The organism is Rubrivirga marina (assembly GCF_002283365.1).
In the GTDB taxonomy this organism is placed as follows: domain Bacteria; phylum Bacteroidota; class Rhodothermia; order Rhodothermales; family Rubricoccaceae; genus Rubrivirga; species Rubrivirga marina.
In genome coordinates this window covers 3996711-4016216 of record NZ_MQWD01000001.1, presented here as the reverse complement: position 1 = coordinate 4016216, position 19506 = coordinate 3996711, and the positions used below count along the sequence as shown (strand labels likewise).

Annotated in this window: 19 protein-coding genes; 15 read left to right on the top strand and 4 right to left on the bottom strand. The window is 70.6% G+C overall.

Translation table 11 applies throughout. The annotated features are described in order from the left end of the window. Positions 1–20: 20 nt before the first annotated feature. Positions 21–446, bottom strand: coding sequence for a BLUF domain-containing protein (locus BSZ37_RS17120; RefSeq protein WP_095511720.1), 426 nt, complete (start codon positions 444–446; stop codon positions 21–23). Positions 447–494: 48 nt separating this feature from the next. After that, complete coding sequence (locus BSZ37_RS17115; protein ID WP_095511719.1) at positions 495–1709, bottom strand: Lnb N-terminal periplasmic domain-containing protein; 1215 nt, start codon at positions 1707–1709, stop codon at positions 495–497. 270 nt (positions 1710–1979) lie between these two features. Here BSZ37_RS17115 and nth point away from each other — a divergent pair, with 270 nt between their 5' ends. The 8 genes from nth (at position 1980) to BSZ37_RS17075 (ending at position 9418) form a co-directional block, all read left to right on the top strand. After that, complete coding sequence (nth, locus tag BSZ37_RS17110; RefSeq protein ID WP_218830545.1) at positions 1980–2822, top strand: endonuclease III; 843 nt, start codon at positions 1980–1982, stop codon at positions 2820–2822. 199 nt (positions 2823–3021) lie between these two features. Further along, positions 3022–3558 (top strand): large conductance mechanosensitive channel protein MscL, encoded by a 537-nt coding sequence (mscL, locus tag BSZ37_RS17105; RefSeq protein WP_218830544.1) that lies wholly within the window; start codon positions 3022–3024, stop codon positions 3556–3558. Positions 3559–3618: 60 nt separating this feature from the next. After that, entirely contained in the window at positions 3619–5139 is a 1521-nt protein-coding gene (gpmI, locus tag BSZ37_RS17100) for a 2,3-bisphosphoglycerate-independent phosphoglycerate mutase (RefSeq protein WP_095511717.1), read from the top strand. 94 nt (positions 5140–5233) lie between these two features. Then, entirely contained in the window at positions 5234–5728 is a 495-nt protein-coding gene (locus BSZ37_RS17095; RefSeq protein ID WP_095511716.1) for a DUF2231 domain-containing protein, read from the top strand. A 76-nt stretch (positions 5729–5804) separates the two neighbouring features. Further along, a complete protein-coding gene (gene hrcA / locus BSZ37_RS17090) occupies positions 5805–6869 on the top strand; it encodes a heat-inducible transcriptional repressor HrcA (RefSeq protein ID WP_095511715.1) in 1065 nt (354 codons plus the stop codon). Between the two features lie 115 nt (positions 6870–6984). Then, positions 6985–7551 carry a nucleotide exchange factor GrpE gene (locus BSZ37_RS17085; protein ID WP_179299721.1) on the top strand — a complete coding sequence of 189 codons (567 nt, stop codon included), beginning with the start codon at positions 6985–6987 and terminating at the stop codon, positions 7549–7551. Between the two features lie 50 nt (positions 7552–7601). Beyond that, on the top strand, positions 7602–8777 hold the full coding sequence (gene dnaJ / locus BSZ37_RS17080; RefSeq protein ID WP_095511713.1) for a molecular chaperone DnaJ: 1176 nt from the start codon (positions 7602–7604) through the stop codon (positions 8775–8777). 95 nt (positions 8778–8872) lie between these two features. Continuing rightward, positions 8873–9418, top strand: a complete 546-nt coding sequence (locus tag BSZ37_RS17075; RefSeq protein ID WP_095511712.1) for a flavin reductase family protein — start codon at positions 8873–8875, stop codon at positions 9416–9418. A gap of 163 nt (positions 9419–9581) precedes the next feature. On the opposite strand, the gene BSZ37_RS17070 is transcribed toward BSZ37_RS17075, so the two are convergent. Continuing rightward, a complete protein-coding gene (locus BSZ37_RS17070) occupies positions 9582–10355 on the bottom strand; it encodes a TIGR02757 family protein (RefSeq protein WP_095511711.1) in 774 nt (257 codons plus the stop codon). 61 nt (positions 10356–10416) lie between these two features. Next, a complete protein-coding gene (locus BSZ37_RS17065; RefSeq protein WP_095512438.1) occupies positions 10417–10872 on the bottom strand; it encodes a DUF4342 domain-containing protein in 456 nt (151 codons plus the stop codon). Positions 10873–11246: 374 nt separating this feature from the next. Between BSZ37_RS17065 and BSZ37_RS17060 the strand changes: the two genes are divergently transcribed. The 7 genes from BSZ37_RS17060 to BSZ37_RS17030 all read left to right on the top strand — a co-directional run bounded on the left by BSZ37_RS17060 (position 11247) and on the right by BSZ37_RS17030 (position 19097). Further along, positions 11247–11693, top strand: coding sequence for a hypothetical protein (locus BSZ37_RS17060; protein WP_095511710.1), 447 nt, complete (start codon positions 11247–11249; stop codon positions 11691–11693). 116 nt (positions 11694–11809) lie between these two features. Further along, a complete protein-coding gene (locus tag BSZ37_RS17055; protein ID WP_095511709.1) occupies positions 11810–12241 on the top strand; it encodes a hypothetical protein in 432 nt (143 codons plus the stop codon). Positions 12242–12690: 449 nt separating this feature from the next. Continuing rightward, the gene (locus tag BSZ37_RS17050; RefSeq protein ID WP_095511708.1) at positions 12691–14049 is read left to right on the top strand and encodes a type II secretion system F family protein; all 1359 of its coding nucleotides are present in this window, start codon (positions 12691–12693) and stop codon (positions 14047–14049) included. A 51-nt stretch (positions 14050–14100) separates the two neighbouring features. Further along, a complete protein-coding gene (locus BSZ37_RS17045; RefSeq protein WP_095511707.1) occupies positions 14101–16065 on the top strand; it encodes a GspE/PulE family protein in 1965 nt (654 codons plus the stop codon). A gap of 160 nt (positions 16066–16225) precedes the next feature. After that, positions 16226–16915: a hypothetical protein gene (locus BSZ37_RS17040; RefSeq protein WP_095511706.1), complete on the top strand. Its 690-nt coding sequence runs from the start codon at positions 16226–16228 to the stop codon at positions 16913–16915. Between the two features lie 27 nt (positions 16916–16942). Then, positions 16943–17650: a hypothetical protein gene (locus BSZ37_RS17035; protein ID WP_095511705.1), complete on the top strand. Its 708-nt coding sequence runs from the start codon at positions 16943–16945 to the stop codon at positions 17648–17650. A 34-nt stretch (positions 17651–17684) separates the two neighbouring features. Continuing rightward, positions 17685–19097 (top strand): hypothetical protein, encoded by a 1413-nt coding sequence (locus BSZ37_RS17030; protein WP_095511704.1) that lies wholly within the window; start codon positions 17685–17687, stop codon positions 19095–19097. Positions 19098–19506 lie beyond the last annotated feature (409 nt).

Sequence of the window (19506 nt, the reverse complement as noted above, 5' to 3'; positions counted from 1 at the left end):
AGCCCCGGACGAGCCCGCCGCTACGCCATCGTCGCGACCTGCCGGTCCCAGTCGCGAGCGAACTCGAGGAAGCCCGAGAGCGTCGCCGGCAACTCGGAGAGACGGACGAGTCCCATCGACCAAGTCGGGAACAGCCGCCCCGACGGCACGAACGCGCCGTTCGCGCCCTGGAGCTCTCGGATGGGGCCGCGAGCCAGAACCTCGGGGTCGAAGTGGCGCTTGTCGGTCGCGATCTCGGCGTACAGGCCTTCGACGGCCTCTTCCGTCCCCTCGATCCACTGGACGAACTCGCCAGGGGCGCCGGGCACGACCGCGAGTTGGCCGTAGAGGAGCAGGCCCGTCACGTCGAGGTCGGAGTTGCGGGCCTCCGCCGTCTCGATGATGTGGTTCAGATCCGACGCCAGAAGGCCAGGGCGGGCGCGGGAGCGGTAGAGGAGAGCGTACATGTGTGGCCAACGGGCGGGAAGGCTGGGAAGTCCGTCCTGCAGGCCGTTTCAGGCTTTCCCCCGTGACCGATCCCCGGCGCGGACCGCCACCAGCAGCGCGAGGGGGAGCGTGGCCGGGTGGACGGGCTCCGGCGCCGCGATCCACACGACGACGGAGAGGGCGGCGACGACAGCCGCGGCGAGCGCGTAGCGCCGCCAGACGGGGGGGAGGTCGACGCGGAGGAGCGGGATCGCGAACGCGAGGTGCGTCGGCCAGAGCCAGAGGAGCTCGACGTTGGCCTCGGTGACGTAGTGGTCGGTCGCCGTCCAGAGCAGGAGGAGGACCGTCCCGGCGAATCCGGCCGCGGCGAACAGGAGGGCGTCGGCGAGGCGGCCGAGGCGGCGGAGGCCGGTGGGCAGCCGCGACCCGAACACGGCGCCGGCCAGCCCGACGACGAGCAGGCCCCAGGTGACGACGGCTGGCCAGGGGAAGGCGGGTTCGGGAAGCCCGGCGCCCTCAATCCAGAACAGCGTGTCGCGCTCGGTCACGAGCGGACGTCCGGCGACGGTCGCGCCGTCGAGCGCCTCGGCGAGGGCGAGCGGGAGGAAGACGGCCTCGCGCCGCGTCGGCACCCGGTCCATCGGGAGCCCGAGGCCGAGCGCCGTGCCGACGTCGACGAGCGGGTCGCCCACCATGTACCGGCGGACGTCGTCGCGGAAGGTCGAGGCCGTGTCGGTGGGGGGCAGGGCGACGACGGGCCGTCCCGTCTCGGCGAGCGCGGCGTCGAGGACGTCGAGGAGCCGCGTCGAGCAGTTGTCGCGGAGGAAGTCGTAGCGGTAGTCCCGGTTCTGGGGCAGCGCGTTCGTCTCGAGGAGGTCGTAAAGCGCGCGGACGGTCTCGGGGCGGAGGTCGAGCGTCTGCTCGACGATGGGCCGCCCCTGTGCCGCGTAGCGCCGGAGCTCGTAGTCGAACGGGGCCGTGTCGAGGAGGTAGTTCAGTCGGCCCGACAGGAACCGGAGGACGAAGTGGGGCTGGCTCGCGTCGAACGTCCCGTAGTTGTAGGCCCGGTCGATGCCCGAGGCCGGGTCGGCGATGCGGATGGCGTTGTGGCCCCAGAGGCTGTACACCTCGTCGCCCGGCAGCATCGTGAGGAGCGAGACGCGGGCGGAGTCCGACAGCCCGACCGCGCCCACCTCGGCGCCGAGGCCGGGGAAGTCGGCGGGCTGGGCGCGGACGGTGAACGCCAGTGCGGCGGTCAGCAGGAGGACGGGGAGGAGGCGCATGCCGGAAGCTACCGGGCGACGCTGGGGCGGGCGTCCCCTCGGGGACCTCGGCGGAACACCCCCTGCGGTAGGATCTTCAGACCCTCAGCCCTTTCGCTCTTCGCCCACTCCGAATGTCATCCTGAGCGAGCGGAGCGAGTCGAAGGATCTCCGTCGCGCACGGCCAGTGGAGCCCTGCCGGGCGACGTGCTCGGCGGAGATCCCTCTGCGCCGCCGCTGCGCGGCTCCGCTCAGGATGACATGGGGAGACGAGGCGCCCTCGATCCGCCCGTGACCCGAACCGAAAAGACCGCCCGCGTCCTCGACCGTCTCCGCGAGGCGATCCCCGCGCCCGAGACCGAACTCCAGTTCCGGAGCGAGTTCGAACTCCTCGTCGCCGTCATCCTCTCGGCCCAGTGCACCGACAAGCGGGTCAACCTGGTGACGCCGGCCCTGTTCGAGGCCTACCCCGATGCCGCCGCGATGGCCGAGGCCGAGGCCGACGAGATCTTCGAGTACATCCGCTCGGTCTCGTACCCCAACAACAAGGCGAAGGCGCTCGCCAAGACGGCCCGGATGCTCCGCGACGAGTACGGCGGCGAGGTCCCGCGCGAGCACAAGGAGCTGACGACGCTGGCCGGGGTCGGGCGGAAGACGGCCAACGTGGTCGTCGCGGTGGCCTTTGGCGAGGCCGCGATCGCCGTCGACACGCACGTGTTCCGAGTGGCGAACCGGATCGGGCTGGTCAAGGACCAGCCGACGCCGCTGGCGGTCGAGAAGGGCCTCCGCCGCGTGATCCCGCGCGAGGACTGGGGCGAGGCCCACCACCTCCTCATCCTCCACGGTCGCTACACCTGCGAGGCCCGCGCCCCGAAGTGCGAGCGGTGCCCGCTCACGGACCTCTGCGACTACTACGCCGCCCTCCAGAAGCTGCCCGACCCGCTCTCCGGCCTCGACCCGAAGCGGGGCCGCTACTATTCCAAGACCGCGGGCCGCTACTTCGACGAGCCGGCCACGAAGACCGACCGCTACGGGACGGAGCAGATCGCCGACCCCTGGACGGGCTCCATGAACGTGTTCGACGCCCGGACCGGCCGGACGACCAGGAAGGTCAAAGATTACCGGATCGGGTGAGGTGCGATCGGGTGATGGATGATTGGGGCGCCCGTCGGTACGGGGTGGCGCCACCCCCTCGGCAGAGGCACCTTGTGAGCGCTCGCGCTCGGCTGGTGGCGTCCGTCCTGCGATGAGCCGCGGTGAGGGACCGCCATCCCAATCACCCGATCTGCCCTCGCCCGATCACCCGATGCACCGGGCCTCGCCCGACCCCCCGATGGCCCTGCTCTCCGACTTCAAGACGTTCGCGCTCCGCGGCAACCTCGTCGACCTCGCCATCGGGTTCACCGTCGGCGCGGCGTTCACGACCGTCGCCCAGTCGCTCGTCAACGACCTCCTGATGCCGCCGATCGGGCTCGTCCTCGGCGACACGGACTTTTCGGACTACTACCTCCTGCTGCGCGAGGGCGACGCGGCGGCCGGGCCGTACGCCACGCTTGAGGCGGCGACCGAGGCGGGCGCGGTCACGCTCAACTACGGCGCGTTCCTGACGCACCTCCTGACGTTCCTCGTCGTGGCCGTCGCCGTGTTCGTCCTGGTCCGGGCGGTCCGGCGGGCGTCGGAGGAGATCCGCGACGAGTTCGGGCAGGCCGACGCGCCCGACCAGCCGGCCACGAAGAAGTGTGCCTACTGTCGCGAGACGGTCCCGTACGCCGCCAGCCGGTGCGCGCACTGCACGTCGTTCCTCGGCACCGACGGCGGCCCGCTGAATCCTGACGCGGCCCTCACACCGGGGACGCCGGCCTCGGCGTAGCGTCCGACGGAGCCCGTCCGCGCGCTCGGCGTTCCGCCCGCCTCATCCCCGCCCCGCCCCGTGCCTCAGAACCACATCCTGATCATCCTCGACGGCTACGGCATCGCCGAGGACCCGTCGGTCTCCGCCATCGACGCCGCTGAGAAGCCGTTCCTCGACGCGTTCTTCGCCGCGACGCCGGGCTCCACGTTGGAGGCGTCCGGCCGGGCCGTCGGGCTGCCGGCGGGGCAGATGGGGAACTCCGAGGTCGGCCACCTCAACCTCGGCGCCGGGCGCGTGGTGTACCAGGACATCACGCGGATCGACAAGGCCATCGAGGAGGGGGCGCTCGCCGAGAACGCCGTGCTCCGGGCGGCCGTCCAGCACGCCCAGGCGAACGAGTCGACGCTCCACCTCATGGGCCTCGTCTCGACGGGCGGCGTCCATTCCCACCTCGCCCACCTCGCGGCGCTGCTCGACCTGGCCGCCAAGGAGGGCCTGGACCGCGTCGTCGTCCACGCGTTCACCGACGGGCGCGACACGGGGCCCGAGGCGGGGGCCGGCTACGTCCGCGACGTCCAGGCGGCCATCGAGGCGGCCGGGGTCGGCGTGGTCGGGTCGGTCGTCGGGCGGTACTGGGCGATGGACCGCGACCACCGCTGGGAGCGGACCGAGAAGGCGTACCGGCTCCTCACGGAAGGGGAGGGGACGAGCTACGACGATCCGGCCGCCTACCTGCAGCAGAGCTACGCCGACGGCACGACCGACGAGTTCGTCGAGCCCGGCGTCCTCGGCGACGGGGTGGGCACGCGGGTCGGCGACGGCGACGCCGTCGTGTTCTTCAACTTCCGCTCCGACCGCGGCCGCCAGCTCACGCACGCGTTCACCGACGCGGACTTCGACGGCTTCGAGCGCGGCCCGCGTCTCGACCTCCACTACGTCACGATGACGCCGTACAGCGCGGCGTTCGACGTGCCCGTCGTGTTCGAGAAGGCCAACCTCGACGACACGCTGGGCGAGGTCGTCGCGCGCGCCGGGCTCACGCAACTCCGCGCGGCCGAGACCGAGAAGTACCCGCACGTCACGTTCTTCTTCAACGGCGGCCGGGAGGTCCAGTACGACGGGGAGTCGCGCGTGCTCGTCCCGAGCCCGAAGGTGGCGACCTACGACCTCCAGCCCGAGATGAGCGCGCCCGAGCTGGCCCAGCGCGTGGCGGCGGCGATCCGCGAGGAGGCGCCGAACCTCGTCGTGCTCAACTTCGCCAACCCCGACATGGTCGGGCACACGGGCGTGTTCGAGGCGGCCGTACAGGCCGTCGAAGCCGTCGACGAGGCGGCCCGCGTCGTGATCGAGGCGGCCCGGGAGAAGGGCTACTCCATCGAGGTCATCGCCGACCACGGCAACGCCGACCGGATGCGGAACCCGGACGGGACGCCGCACACGGCCCACACGACGGTCCCGGTCCCGCACCACATCGAGGCGCCCGGGTTCGACGGCCCCGTCCGTCCCGGCAAGCTGGGCGACGTGGCCCCGACGATCCTCGCGCTGATGGGCCTCGAGGCTCCCGACGCCATGACCGGCACGCCCCTCGTCGACGTGTAGCACGGTCCGCGTTGTGTGACCCTGCGGCCCAGTTCCGCAACACGACACACGCTGGGCCGTCGAGCGAGACGCAGGAATCGAGACCCCCCGCGCCATGGACCTCATCGCCCAGTACGAGATCCCGTTCCTCCACCCGCTGGCGGTCCACTTTCCGCTCGTGCTGATTCTGCTGGGGGCCGGCGCGGCCGGGCTGTACCTAGTGCTCGGGCGGGCGGGATGGCGGCAGGCCGGGCTGATCCTGTTCGTGCTCGGGACGGTCAGCGCGTGGGTGGCACAGGAGACCGGACACGCCCTCGAGAACGCCGTCGAAGGCGACCCCATCGTCGAGGAGGTCGTCGAGCGGCACGAGGCGGGGGCGGAGTGGACGATCTGGACGAGCGCGCTCGCGGCCGTCGCCTTCGGCGTCGTTTCGGCGGCCCGGCTCCGCCGCCCGAAACCTGTCGAGGACGGGGAGGAGGCCCCGCCGCCCCGGAAGCGGGAGCCGCTGTGGGGCCGGCTGCTCGTCGTCCTGCCCGCGGTCCTGGCCGCCGCGCTCGTCGCCTGGACGGCCCACCTCGGCGGGATCATGGTCTGGGGCGTGCCTCGGTAAGGCGTCGGTGAAAACGTCCGGGGAGGCCGGACCTCCAGGGGACGAGCGAGCGGCTAGATTCGTTCTCTCTGCCGCCATGACCGACCCCGCCCCGCTCACCACCCGCCAGGAAGACGTGCTCCGGCGCGTCGTCCAGCACTTTATCGACACGGCCTCCCCGGTCGGGTCGAAGACGCTGGCCGACGAGGTCGAACTGTCGAGCGCGTCGGTCCGCGCCACGATGCGCGACCTCGAGGAGGCCGGCTACCTCGGCCACCCCCACACGTCGGCCGGTCGCGTCCCGACCGAGCTCGGCTACCGGCTCTACGTCGACGGGTTGATGGACGTGACGGGGCTCTCGGAGCGCGAGGCGGGCCTCCTGCGCGAGAGCGTCCGCCGCCGCCTCGGCGACCTCGAGGCCGTGGCCCGAGAGACGAGCCGCGTGCTCGGGCGCCTGAGCCAGCTCCTCGGCGTCGTCCTCACCCCGAGCCTGTCGACGGGCGTGCTGGAGCGGATCGAGGTCGTGCCCCTCGGCGGCGCGCGCGTCCTGTTCGTCCTCGCCCTCCGCGGCGGGCTCGCCCGGACCGTCGCCGCCGAGGTCGACGTCGACGTCCGCCCCGAGGCGGTCGACGGCATCGTCCGGCGGCTCAACGAGCGCCTGGCGGGCCACTCGCTGGAGGAGATCCGGCGGACCGGCCGCGAGCGCGTCCGCGACCTCGAAGACGAGGACCGGACGGGGATCGTTCGCGTCGTCCTCCGGGATGGGAAGACGCTCTTTCGCGAGTCCACGCCGGCGCGGCGGGCGGCCATCGGTGGGGCGCAGCACCTCGTGGCCCAGCCCGAGTTCGCGCGCCCCGAGTGGGTCCGCGACGTGATCGAGCTCGTCGAGAGCGAGGACGTCGTGGTCCACCTCCTCGAGCGCCCGCGCCTCGTCGACCCCACCGAGGCGGACCGGGCCGTCGTCCTGATCGGCCGCGAGGTCGAGCGGGGGCGTCCCGACGTCGAGGACGGCCCGGCGTACTCCGTCGTCACGGCACCGTACCGCGTCGGCGAGAGCGTCGGCGCCGTGGCCGTGCTCGGCCCGACGCGGATGGACTACTCCAGAGCCGTCGGCCTCGTCGAGTACGTGGCCCGGCTCCTCGGCGACTCGCCCCCGGACTAGCGCGCCGCCGGGCGGGTCCGTCCTTCCGGCGTTCGCCCCCATTTCCCACCTGTTTCGTTCGACCCCGCCGCCGGACCTTCCGATGTTGCCGGCGACGGTCCACTCTCCCCCCCGCATGGCCGACCGCGATTTCTCCCCCTCCGACGCCCACTTCGACGACGAGGCCGTCGCCGAGCCGGACGCGCACGTCGCCGACGCCGGCGATGCGCCCGAGGCTTCCGATGGTGCCGCCGAAGAGATCGACCGCCTCCAGGACCGGCTCCTCCGTCTTACGGCCGAGTACGACAACTACCGCCGCCGGTCCCTCACCGACCGCGAGGAGGCCGTCCGACAGGGCCGCCGGGCCGTCCTGATTCCCATTCTCGACGTCTACGACGACCTCACGCGCTCGCTCGACGCGGCCCAGCGCGCGGCGCAGCAGGACTCCGGGTCGCCGTCGTTCGACGCCCTCAGCCAGGGCATCGAGCTCGTGTTCCAGAAGTTCTCCGACGCCCTCCAGCGGGTCGGCGTGACGCCCATCGAGGCGGTCGGCAAGCCGTTCGACGAGCACGAGCACGAGGCGATGATGCAGCAGCCGGCGCCGGAGGGCACCGAGTCCGGCACGGTCTTGGCCGAGATCCAGCCCGGCTACCGCCTCGGCGACCGCGTCCTCCGTCACGCGCGCGTCATCGTCGCGGAGTAACCGCCGCGTGTCCGCCTCGTAGCGTTCCGTTTCGTCCCCCCGATCCGTCCATGCCCGCCAACACCGCCGAGCGAGACTTCTACGACGTCCTGGGCGTCGCCCGCACGGCGACGGCCGACGAGATCAAGAAGGCCTACCGGAAGAAGGCGCTCCAGTACCACCCAGACCGGAACCCCGGCGACGCCGAGGCCGAGGCCAACTTCAAGGAGGCCGCCGAGGCCTACGAGATCCTCTCGAACCCCGACAAGCGCGCGCGCTACGACCGGTTCGGCCGGGCCGGCCTGAACGGGGGCGCGGGCGGCCAGGGCCCCACCGGGTTCACCGACATCTCGGACATCTTCTCGGCCTTCTCCGACATCTTCGGTGGGGAGGGGCGGTTCGAGGACGTGTTCGGCCGGCGGCCGGGCCAGCGCCGCGGCCAGGGCCGCCCCGGCACCGACCTCCGCGTCCGCCTCGCGCTGACGCTGGAGGAGGTCGCTGAGGGCGTCGAGCGGCAGCTCAAGCTCCGGAAGTTCGTCGGGTGCGACCACTGCGACGGGACCGGCGCCGAGGACAAGCAGAGCGGGTACTCGACGTGCCCGACGTGCCAGGGCTCCGGCGAGGTCCGCCAGGTGTCGACGTCGTTCTTCGGCCAGTTCGTCAACGTCCAGCCGTGCCCGACGTGCGAGGGCGAGGGGCGGACGATCGACGAGAAGTGCCACGTCTGCGAGGGCGAGGGCCGCGTCAAGGGCGAGGAGAGCGTGACCGTCGAGGTGCCGGCCGGCGTCTCCGGCGGGCACTACCTCCAGATCCGGGGCGCCGGCAACGCGGGCGTCCGCGGCGGCGCGGCCGGCGCGCTCCGCGTCGAGATCGACGAGCAGCCGCACGAGCACTTCCAGCGCGAGGGGCTCGACGTGGTCTACGACCTCTACCTCTCGTTCCCCGACGCCGCGCTCGGCACGGAGGCCACGGTCCCGACGCTCCGGGGCCGCGCCAAGCTCCAGATCGACCCCGGCATCCAGTCGGGCCGCGTCCTGCGGATGCGGGGCCGCGGGCTCCCCGAGGTCGGCGGCGGCCGCCGCGGCGACCAACTGGTCCGCGTCCACGTCTGGACGCCGGAGCAGGTCTCCGGCCCGCTCCGCGAGACGCTCGAGCAGCTCCGCCTCGAGCCCGACCTCAAGCCGGCGCCGGGCACGCGCGACAAGAAGGGCTTTTTCGGTCGGGTCAAGGACGCCTTTGCGGGCTAGCGTCCCTCCGGCCGCCTCGGCCCATCGGCTCCGCTCAGGGAGCCGTCGAGGGGAGGAGGGTGGGACCCCCGCCCGCGGTCGGTCGTCCCACCGACATGGCCACCGCGACGACCCCGCCCCCCGCCGACCGCGCGTCCGAGTGCCCGGAGACCGTGCCCGCGACGGGCGAGGCGCTCCGGCACGCGCTCCGCGACCTCCCCTCGCCGGTCGTCGTCGTGACGACGGAGACCGACGACGGCCCCCGCGGGGCGACGATCGGCTCGTTCACGAGCGTCTCGCTCGACCCGCCGCTCGTCTCGATCAACGTCACGCACGGGACGCAACTCCACGTCGCGCTCGCCGCGGCCGAGGACTGGGCCGTCCACCTCCTCGCCGCCGACCAGGCCGACGTCGCGGCCCACTTCGCCGTGCCCGACCTCGACGGGGAGGACCAGCTGGCCCCGTTCGGACACCTCCGCGGGGCGGGGCCGCCGCTTCTGCGCGGCTCACTCGGCGTCCTCCTCTGCCAGCCCCACGCGCGGTTCGAGGCTGGCGACCATACCGTCTATGTCGGCGAGGTCACCCACGTGATCGAGGGCGCCGGCCGCGAGCCGCTCCTCTACTACCAGCAGACGTACCGAGGCGTCGGCGGCGAGGTCTGAATGGGCGAGTTGCGATCGGGTGATTGGTGATCGGGGCGCCTGCGGACTCTGTTGGTAGTCGCGAGTCATCTCTGGCAGAATGCGCACTGGGCGGCCGTACCGCTCACCTCGACGCCGAGGCAGACCGGATGGCACTCCAATCACCCGATCTGTCCTCACCCAATTACCCGATGGGCTCTCCCCCGTACGCGCCCAATCCGAACAGAGCGAAGTCGTAGCGCGCGGGGTCCTCAGGGCAGAGCGCCCGGCAGACGTCGGTGAGCTCCTGGACGGCCCGCCAGTCGTCGTAGCGTCGCTCCAGCAGACCGAGCCTCCGCGCCTGCGTGCCGGTGTGGATGTCGAGCGGGATGACGAGTTGGTCGGGCCGGACGCCCGCCCACACGCTGAGGTCGACGGGGCCGGGCCGCGTCATCCACCGGGCGTACATCGCGAGCCGCTTGCACGCGCTCCCGGTCGACGGCCGCGCGAGGTGCTTCGTCCGCATGCCTGCCTCGGGGACGATGGTGAGGAGGGTGTCGGAAAAGCGCTGGATCGCCGGTCCGACGTCGTCGTCAGGGTCGAGGCCGCTTGCGAAGAGATCACCGAGCGAGCCGTAGCGGTCGATCGCGGCGCGGAGCGAGCGCGTGAGGGCGACGGCGTCGGCGGAGGAGAACGTCCGGTGCTTGAACCCGTCGAGGCGGTCGGCCTTCGACGGCGTGAACGTGCGGACGAACTGGGCCGGCCGCGCGTCCATCCGGTCGACGAGCTCGGCCAGCTTCGAGAGGATCACGGACCGGCGGCCCCACGCGAGGATCGCCGCGTACAGCCCGATCACCTCGCGGTCGGCCGGGTCGTCGAAGGCGTGGACCACCGAGACGGGGTCGTCGTCGATGAAGGCCGTCCGCTCGTAGCGCTCGACGAGCGGGTCGAGGAGGGCGCGGGCGTCGTCGAGGTCCATACAGAACACGCGCGGGCCGTCCGACGAACGGCCCGCGCGGCGAGACGGGGCGGGGGAGGGCCTACTCGTTCGGCTTGCCGACGGTCTTGTCGGCCGCGTCGTCGCCGGCGTTGTCGTTCGCCTCGGGCGCGTTGACGTTCGCGACGTGCTCGTCGGCCGCCGCGCCGTCGACGCGCTCGACGACGAGCGTGACGTCGGAGACGAGCGCCGCGAGGGCGCCGACGGCCGAGAGGACCGGGTTGAGCAGGAGCGCCGCCGCGCCCGCCCCGACGCCGACGGTCAGGGGGATCTCGAGGAGGACCTTCCCCTGGCGCTTGATCGTGACGCGCTTGACGTTGGCGTCCTCGATGTACTCGCGGACCTTGTCGACGACTTGGTTGGACGCCACCTTCAGTTCCTCGACGGCCTCGGTGGCCCGGTGGCGGGCGGCGTCGGCGAGGCGCTGGGCCTCGGACTGGAGGGTCGGCTCGTCGCTGGACTGGGGGACGGTGGATTGGGGGTCGGTCGAGTCGGGCATGGACAGGTGGAGAGGGTGCGGCGTGCCCACGGCTGGCGGGGCCCGACGGTTCCGAAACGGACCCTCGGGGAGGGGATTCCTCCCGGTCCGTTTCGAATCGAACCACCGCCGGCCGGGCGTCGCCGACGCCCCCGAGGCGGGCGGAGTGGGCCTTGAGGGCGGTTAATCGGCCGAAAACCGTAGAAAAGCGGACGCTACGCAGACGGTGAAGCGGTGGGGCCGGCGTCCATCGACAAACGGGCACGGCCCTGGCTGAAGAGCCGACCGAACCCCTGGCGGTCCTGTAAGGCCGCCGCTTCAACCGCCCCGACGCTCTCGCAGGGGGGCACTCAACCACCCGGGGCGCCCCCGCCTCAACACCACACCACACTCCCATGGGACAGCAGCAGCTCCTCCTCCTCGTCCTCGGCATCGTCATCGTCGGCCTCGCCGTCGTCGTGGGCATCCAGGCCTTCGGTGAGAACCAGAAGAAGGCCAACTCCGACGCGATCACGAACGACGTCATCCGCATCGCTTCCGACGCGCAGGCCTGGAACCTCAAGCCGACGGCGTTCGGCGGTGGCAATGGCTCCTTCGAGGGCGTCACGCTTACGAGCCTCGGCTACACGCTTGGCCAGAATGACGCGGCCACCGGCGCGTACGGTAACCTCAACGGCTCCTACGGCTTGACGGTGACTGGGACCGGCGATGCCGCTACGGTTACGATCATCGGTTGCAACAGCGAGACCAAGAACACAGTCCAGGCTGTCGTCGATGGCACCGGCCCGAGCGACATCACGACCACGGTCACCAACTCGGACACCTGCGCCAACGAGGCGTAGTCCAGCCCCTGAGCCCTCCCGGGTCCAGGCTCGCTTCGCCCCCGTCAGACTCGTTCTGGCGGGGGCGAACTGGTTCTGAGGTCGTCGTCTCGTTCGATTCTCCCGACCCCACTCCCATGGGACAGCAACAGCTCCTCCTCCTCGTCATTGGCGTCGTCCTCGTCGCCCTCTCCATCTCCGCGGCCTTCCCGATGCTCGACAAAGGCTTCCGGCAGGACGAGGCGGACGCGCTCCTCGACCGGGGCCTTGCCATCACCGGGTCGGCCGTCCAGTGGAAGATCACACAGGACCCGTACAACGGCGGCAACATGTCGTACGAACGGCTGGCGGAGGGCGGGCTACAGACGCTCGGGCTCGACTCGACCACAGTCCGCGGGCGCTTCCGGATCACCGAGGCCACGCCGACACGGCTCGAGGTTACCGGCGTGAGTGACCGCTACGAGGGCGTCGCCGTCCGCATGTTCATCGACCAGTACGACGTGGTCGGCAGCGACATCTCGTTCGACGGCGAGATCGGCTTGGACGACGAGCCCGGCACCGACGCGTAGCCGCCTGGCCCGGCCCGCCTCGGCGGGCGTCCGAGGCGGACCGGCCCGGTCGCGGATGACCCCGGTGCCCGACGGCCGCGCGGCGATCGCGCGGCGCCCGGTAGGGGCGAAGCATCCGCCGCGGCGGGAGAGGTGGCGCCACCGTGGGTGCAGATCGTCACGAAGCAAGCGCCCGGGTGGGCGTAGTCGTGGCGCGCGAGGCGGACGGAGCGACGGCGGTGGCGCATGGCGAGACGTCTCGGCCGGCTCTAGGCCCACGAGCGCGTGCGGTCTACCCTGGCCCGCCTCGGGGGCGCCCGGGCCGGAGTCGGACGAGTAGGGGAGGGGACCGATGCCGCGTCTCAGAGCGGGACGGCTCACCGGCCGGGGATGTCCTCCAGACGACCCGCATCGGGCCGTTAAGCCGGCGCGGTCGTCCGTCGATACCACCGGCCCCCCTCCGAGCCCTCATGCCCGAGTTCCGTTTCAACGGCGTCGCCCAAGGTGGCCAGACCGTCCAGGGGACGGTCTACGCCCCGAACAAGAAGGCGGCCCAGAAGAAGGTCAAGGCGCTCTCGGAGCGCCACACGTTTACGCTCCGGGACCTCGAGCAGCGGATGATCTTCAAGTACAAGATCAAGCACCCGTCGGGGAAGGTCGTGACGGGCGAGCAGAAGGCGTACGCCGAGGACGAGATCCGGAGCGCGCTCGAGCGGATGGGGATGGAGGTCGTCTCGATCCAGAAGAACCTCATCAACTACAGCCCGAAGCCGCCGACGGGCGACGTGATCATGTTCGTCCGCCTCGCGGCGAACCTGCTCATGGAGAAGATGGCGTTCACGGAGGTCATGAACCTCCTCATGACGGACATCTCCTCGAAGTCGCTGAAGCAGATCCTCCGCGACATCGCCTCCGACCTGAAGGGCGGGATGGAGGCCAAGCAGGCCTTCATGAAACACCAGGACAGCCTGGGCAAGTTCACGGCGTACATGCTCGGCGTGGCGAGCCAGTCGGGCAACATGGCCGAGATCTACGAGGCCACGGCCCGCTTCCTCGAGCGCCGCGACGAGTTCAAGAAGAGCGTCAAGAGCGCGCTCATCATGCCGGCCGTGACCATCCTCGCCACGATCGGCGTGTTCATCTGGTACGTCTGGTACATCGTCCCGGAGACGGCCGGGCTCTTCGCCTCGTTCGAGGGCATCGAGCTCCCGCCGCTGACGACGTTCTCGCTGGCAATGAGCGCGTTTCTCGACAAGTGGATGGGGCTCATGGGCGTGATCACGCTCGTCGCCATCGTGGCCTTCGTGGCGTGGGCGCGGACGCCGAAGGGCCAGTACCTCATCGCGAAGTACATGATCAAGATCCCCGTGATCGGGCAGCTCCTCCACAAGCTGAACATCGAGGTGTTCTGCCGGGTCTTCGCCATCCTGTACTCGGGCTCGGGCGAGAACCTCGAGGTCATCCGCGTGGCCGCCGAGGCGGCCGGCAACCCGTACATGGAGCACCGGATCAAGACGATCACGATCCCGGCGATGATGGGCAAGGGCGCCGGCCTCGTCGAGTCGATGGAGGCCGCCGGCGTGTTCACGCCGATGACGCTGTCGCGCTTCAAGACGGGCGCCGAGACGGGCGCCGTCCGGAAGAGCGCCCAGCAGATGGCCGACTACTACGAGCGCGAGACGTCGCTCAAGCTGAAGACCGCCGTCGAGACGATCCAGACGTTCGTGGGCCTGTTCATCGGGCTCATGGTCGGGTTCCTGACGGTCCTCTCGGCCGAGACCGCCCTCATCCGCCCGTCCTCGAACGAGATGATGGGCATGGGCGGCTAGCCCCAGAGCCGCCCATCCACCATCCGTCCCCCGGACCGACTCACGCTCCCCATGCCACCGCTCTCTCCTCCCCCGCGCCCCTCGGCCGTCGTCCCCGGGCCCCGCCCGGACGCGGCCCGCGTGGCCGGTGCCCCCCCCGCCGCGGGCTCGCCCCACGCAGCGGTCGCCCGGACGGTCGGTGGGCCGGCCGCTCCGGTCGCCCAGGACCAGGCCTACTCCCACGTCCAGGACCGCGTCGTGCAGGCGTTGCTCCGGCGCGGGCTGGTCACGGCCGAGCAGGTCACGGCCGCCGAGGCCGAGCGGAAGCAGGCCGGCGGGCGGACGCCGCTCTGGCGGAGCCTCACGACGGTCAAGGGGGTCGACCGGAACCACGTGTTCGAGCAGGCGGCGGCGACGTACGCCTTCCGGCTGGCGCCGGTCAAGGACCGCGAGCCCGAGGCCGAGTTCGCCAAGACCGTCATCGAGTCGTTCGACGAGGGGCTCGGCGACAAGCTCATCGAGCTCAAGGCGGTCCCGTACGCCTACGCGCAGGACCAGCCGTCGGGGATCCTCAAGCTCGTCTTCATCACGGAGGACCCGATGCGGCCGGAGCTGCAGAAGGTCATCAACAGCCTCGAGCTCGAGCGGTTCGAGCTGTGCTACGCGCCCGGCGACGTCGTCGACCGCGTGCTGGTCGAGGCGTTCCCGCGCAAGAACGAGTACCTCGAGCGGCTGTCCGAGTCCGACGCGCCCGACGTCGACTTCGGCGTGTCGTTCGAGAGCGGGGAGAAGGGGCTCGTCGACGAGGACGCCCTAGAGGCCGAGATCTCGCAGTCGGCGCTCCTCAACCTGACGGAGGCCATCCTGGTCGAGGGCGTCCGGATGGGGGCCTCGGACATCCACATCTGGCCGAACGCGAAGCGCCAGACGGAGGTCCACTTCCGCGTCGACGGCCGCCTGGCGCACTGGCACACCGAGACGCGCGGGCACCCCGAGGCGCTCCTAGCCGTGTTCAAGGACGCCTCACTCAACGTCGACCGGTTCGAGCGCGACATGGCCCAGGACGGGTTCATCCAGCGCAAGATCGACGGGACCCTCATCCGCTACCGCGTCTCGATCCTCCCGATCGCCAACGCGAACCCGGAGGTCCGCGCCGAGTCCATCGTCATCCGGATCCTCGACGACCGGAAGGTCATCACGGACCTAGGCAAGCTGGGGCTGCTGGAGGGCGCGCTGGAGAAGTTCAACCAGGCCATCCGGAGGCCGCACGGGATGGTCATCCTGACCGGCCCGACGGGCTCGGGCAAGTCGACGACGCTCGTCGCCGCGCTCTCGAACGTCGTGACGCCGGAGGTCAACGTGCTCACGGTCGAGGACCCGGTCGAGTACATCATCCCGGGCGTCCGCCAGATCAAGCTGAGCCACAAGCTGTCGCTGGAGCAGGCGCTCCGCGCGATCCTCCGGCACGACCCCGACGTGGTCATGGTCGGCGAGATGCGCGATAAGGACACGGCCGAGCTCGCGATCAAGCTGGCCAACACGGGCCACCTCACGTTCTCGACGCTCCACACGAACGACGCGCCGAGCGCCGTGTCGCGGCTCTACAAGATGGGCCTCGAGCCGTTCCTCATCGCCTACGCCATCAACCTCGTCGTGGCCCAGCGGCTCATCCGGACGCTCTGCCCGGACTGCCGCAAGCCGATGGCCGAGCGCGACGAACTCATGATGGCCGAGCTCGGGTTCACGCCCGAGGAGATCGCCGAGGCTCAGATCTACGAGGCCAACACGGGCTCGTCCTGCTCGACGTGCAAGGGGAAGGGCTACAAGGGCCGCCGCGCGTGCGCCGAGGCCCTGTACTTCTCGCCGGCCATCCAGGCCTCGATCGTGTCGGCGGGCGGCGAGATCAACGAGGAGGAGATCCGGCGGATCGGGGAGAGCGAGGGGATGCTCACGCTCCAGGCGTCGGCTCGCGTCCTCGTGCTCCGCGGGGAGGTCTCGCTGGAGGAGATGATGCGGGTCACGGCGGGCGAGCACTAGCCCGCCGGTTCGGCCCCGTGGAGCGTTCCCTGAGGAACGGGAGACGCTGCCCGGCCCTCAGATGGAACCCGGGCGCGTCAAATTGACCCGTTAGGTTCAAAAGGGTTAGCGCCCTGCCGACACCCCGAGTCACCTTCGTGCCGGCTCACTCGGCAGGCTCATGCCACAAACCCTCCTCGCCCTCCTCGCGCTCGTCCTCGCGTCGTTCCTGACGTTCAACCAGCAGCGGCTCACGCTCCGGTCGCACAACAACCTCGTGTCGGACGAGGTCGAACTGGCGGCCGCGGGCCTCGCCTCGGAGGTCCTCGCGTTCGTCGACGGCCGGTCGTTCGACGAGGAGTCAACGCCGTCGGCCATCAGCGACGAGAACGGGAACGTGCCGGAGGACCCCGACGAGTTCACGGAGGGGACGACGTTCGGCGCGACGGACCGCGGGACCGACGGGTGCGACTTGCTCAAGCCGGCGAATACCCCCGACTGCGACGACGTCGACGACGTGGCCTGGGACCCGAACGACATCGACGATGACGGATGGCGGGACGTCGAGATCGCCCTCTCGCACGACCGGAAGCTCCCGTTCGAGGTCCGGATGCAGGTCTACTACGTCGACAACCCCGAGAGCATGGCCGAGGCGTCTGCCCCGACCCGCCACAAGCGGATCCTCATCGACATCCGCTCGCCGTTCGCGGGCGACGAGAACGGCGTCTACCGGGCCACCCGCGTCGTGTCCTACGACCCGATCAAGGCCGAGATGGACTACGAGAACTCGCCGTACTACGACCCGACCTACGGAGAGGGTGGCGGCGGCGGTGGCGGCGGCGGGCCGCACGACCAGACGCCGAACCCCTAGGCGCTCGCTCCCCGAGCCCCCACCCCCATGCAGTTCATCCTCGACAACCTCGTCGCGATCGTCGTCGCATGCGTCCTCCTGCTGGGCCTCCAGGTCACGCAGGTCCGGTCTCAGCACGCGAGCATCGAGCAGGTCGCCTCGCACTCGGTCAAGGCCAAGACGCTCGTGTTCGGCCAGTGGGTCGAGCGCGATATCATGGACATCGGGGCCAACTTCGGTACCAACATGTACCGCTTCGAGGAGCCGACGGTCGACCCGGAGACGGGCAACGCCACCGAGTGGGTGTTCTACAGCGACACCACCGCGACGAACGGCGACCAGTCCCGAATCTTTAAGCGGTACCGGTTGGTCGAGACGGAGTTCGCCACGTTCCGCGACACGACGTACCAGATGTACCAGGTCCACCGCGACTCCGTCGTCGTGGACTTCCCGGCGCACGACGTCCCGCCCCCGCTGGCGAGCATCGCCGACGACGACTGGGTCCACAACACGTGGAGCATCGGGACCCTCTCCTTCTTCCAGATCGACCTGCTGGATCGGATGGGAGAGACCCCCCGGATCGACGACGACCCGGCCAACGACATCGACGTCTACAAGGTCGACTACATCCGGGTCCGGTTCGGGGTCGTCCCCGAGTACGTGCTGAAGCCGGACAACTACCTGCGCGAACTGTACTGGGTGAAAACCCTCAAAGTGCGTCCGTACTGGACGCCGCCGCCATCGCTCGAGAACTGAGCGCGCTTCCCTTTCCTCATAGACCATCCCCACCATGGGCAAGGCTCTTCTCGTACTGGTGCTCGGTTCCGGCCTCGTGCTGACCAAGCAACTGTACAACACCACGATCACAGAAGAACGGACGTCCAAGGACCAGCGGGCGTACCAGGAAGAAGTCATCGCGCGCGAGATCGCCGCGTCCGCGTTCAACGTCGGCATGGGCGAGCTCCGGGCGTATGGCGACGAACTCCTGGCCGGGGCTCACGCCTTTAATGGCCCGGGCAACGCCGGCCGGAGCGGGACGTACTCGACGGGCCGGTTCGCCGGCGGCGAGTACACGGTCCGAGCCGACCCGACGTCGGGGCACAGCGTCCGCATCGTGGCGACTGGGAAATTCGGCGACGCCGAGTACACCATGCACGACGAGTACCGGGTGTACGTGATGATCGCCGAGCGCGGCGGGATCGTCGACGTCTCGTTCCTCGAGTCGATGGCGGGCTACTGCTCGGCCGTGTTCCTTGAGATGTACACCATGGACATGGAGGACGGCGACGTGCCCGAGCCCATCATGCTCTTCGCGCCCGACAACCGGGACCGTCGGACGGCCCGTCCGGCCCGTCTTGTGTGGGCCGAGCCCGGGACCCAGCTCAACTTCTACATCGCCGTCGACCAGAACTGCTCCATGCGCCCGTCGTCGCGCATGTCGGAGTGCGAGCTCCGGGAGTACGCCCGAGAGTATTCCTACGGCCTGACCGGCTTCGACTACATCCACCGCGCGCTCGACGTCGAGGCGGGCAACCTCGACCAGGCCCACGAGGACATCTGGGCCTTCGTCGAGAAGCGTCCGAACAAGCGGAACGTCTGGCGCGTCGGCTGGGAGGACATCCACAACACGTCGTGGGACCGGCCCGGCTCCGACAACCCGGTGCAGAGCCTCCAGGCGCTCAAGATGTACGGCTACGACGGCCTCGGTTGGCCCGACGTCGACGGCAAAGGCTACCGCGTCCTCCGTGATTACGGCAACCGCCCTGACTTCTCCGATCAAGTCATCGAGGTCGGCGTGATCAGCCCGTATGACGCGAACTACCAGGGCAAGCTCAACCAGTACTACAACACGCAGGACGACTGCGGGGAGGAGCACGACGACGTGCCCGACCAGCCGGTCACGCCGCCGCCCACCGACGACGACCCCGACGACGAGCCGACGACGCCCCCGCCCACGGAGCCGCCGCCGACCGAGCCGCCGCCTACCCAGCCGACGCCGACCGAGCCACCGCCGACCGAGCCGCCGCCGAGTGACCCGACGAACGACTTCGCCTGCCAGTGCCGCCAAAACTGGAAGAACCCCGTGCTCCACCGGCCGCCGGGCAACGAGTCGAACGAGCAACTCCTCTGCCTGCCCGACCCGGCTACGAACACGCACCTCCGGAAGCACAACGACATCGTGCTGGCGTGCCGGACGAACTAGCGAGGCCTCCCGCCTCCGACGCCTGACCCCGTGGGGGCGGCCGGCATCGCCCGGCCGCCCCCACGTGCGTAGGGGCCCGTGCGCGTGATGTGGTCCAGGCCGGACTCCTCCGGAGTCGGAATGCGTCCGCGCTCTGGAAACGAGACGCCGCGTCGCCGGGGGGCGGAAGGCGCGCGCTCTCAGAACGGGACCGGCGTCCCTTCCTGAGACGGAATGGGGCGGGGGAGGGGCACGCCGGGATTACCAATCGTGCCGCCGATGGGTCGAAAGCACGTCGGCACAGGGGGCAGGACGATACCGGACGGGCCGTTTGGGGGCCCCGTGCCGCTGGCGCGGCGCTTGCGACGGCCCCAGCGACGCCCCCCTACCCCCGTGAGTTCGTCCCCCACCTTCTCCTCGGCCCCCTCCG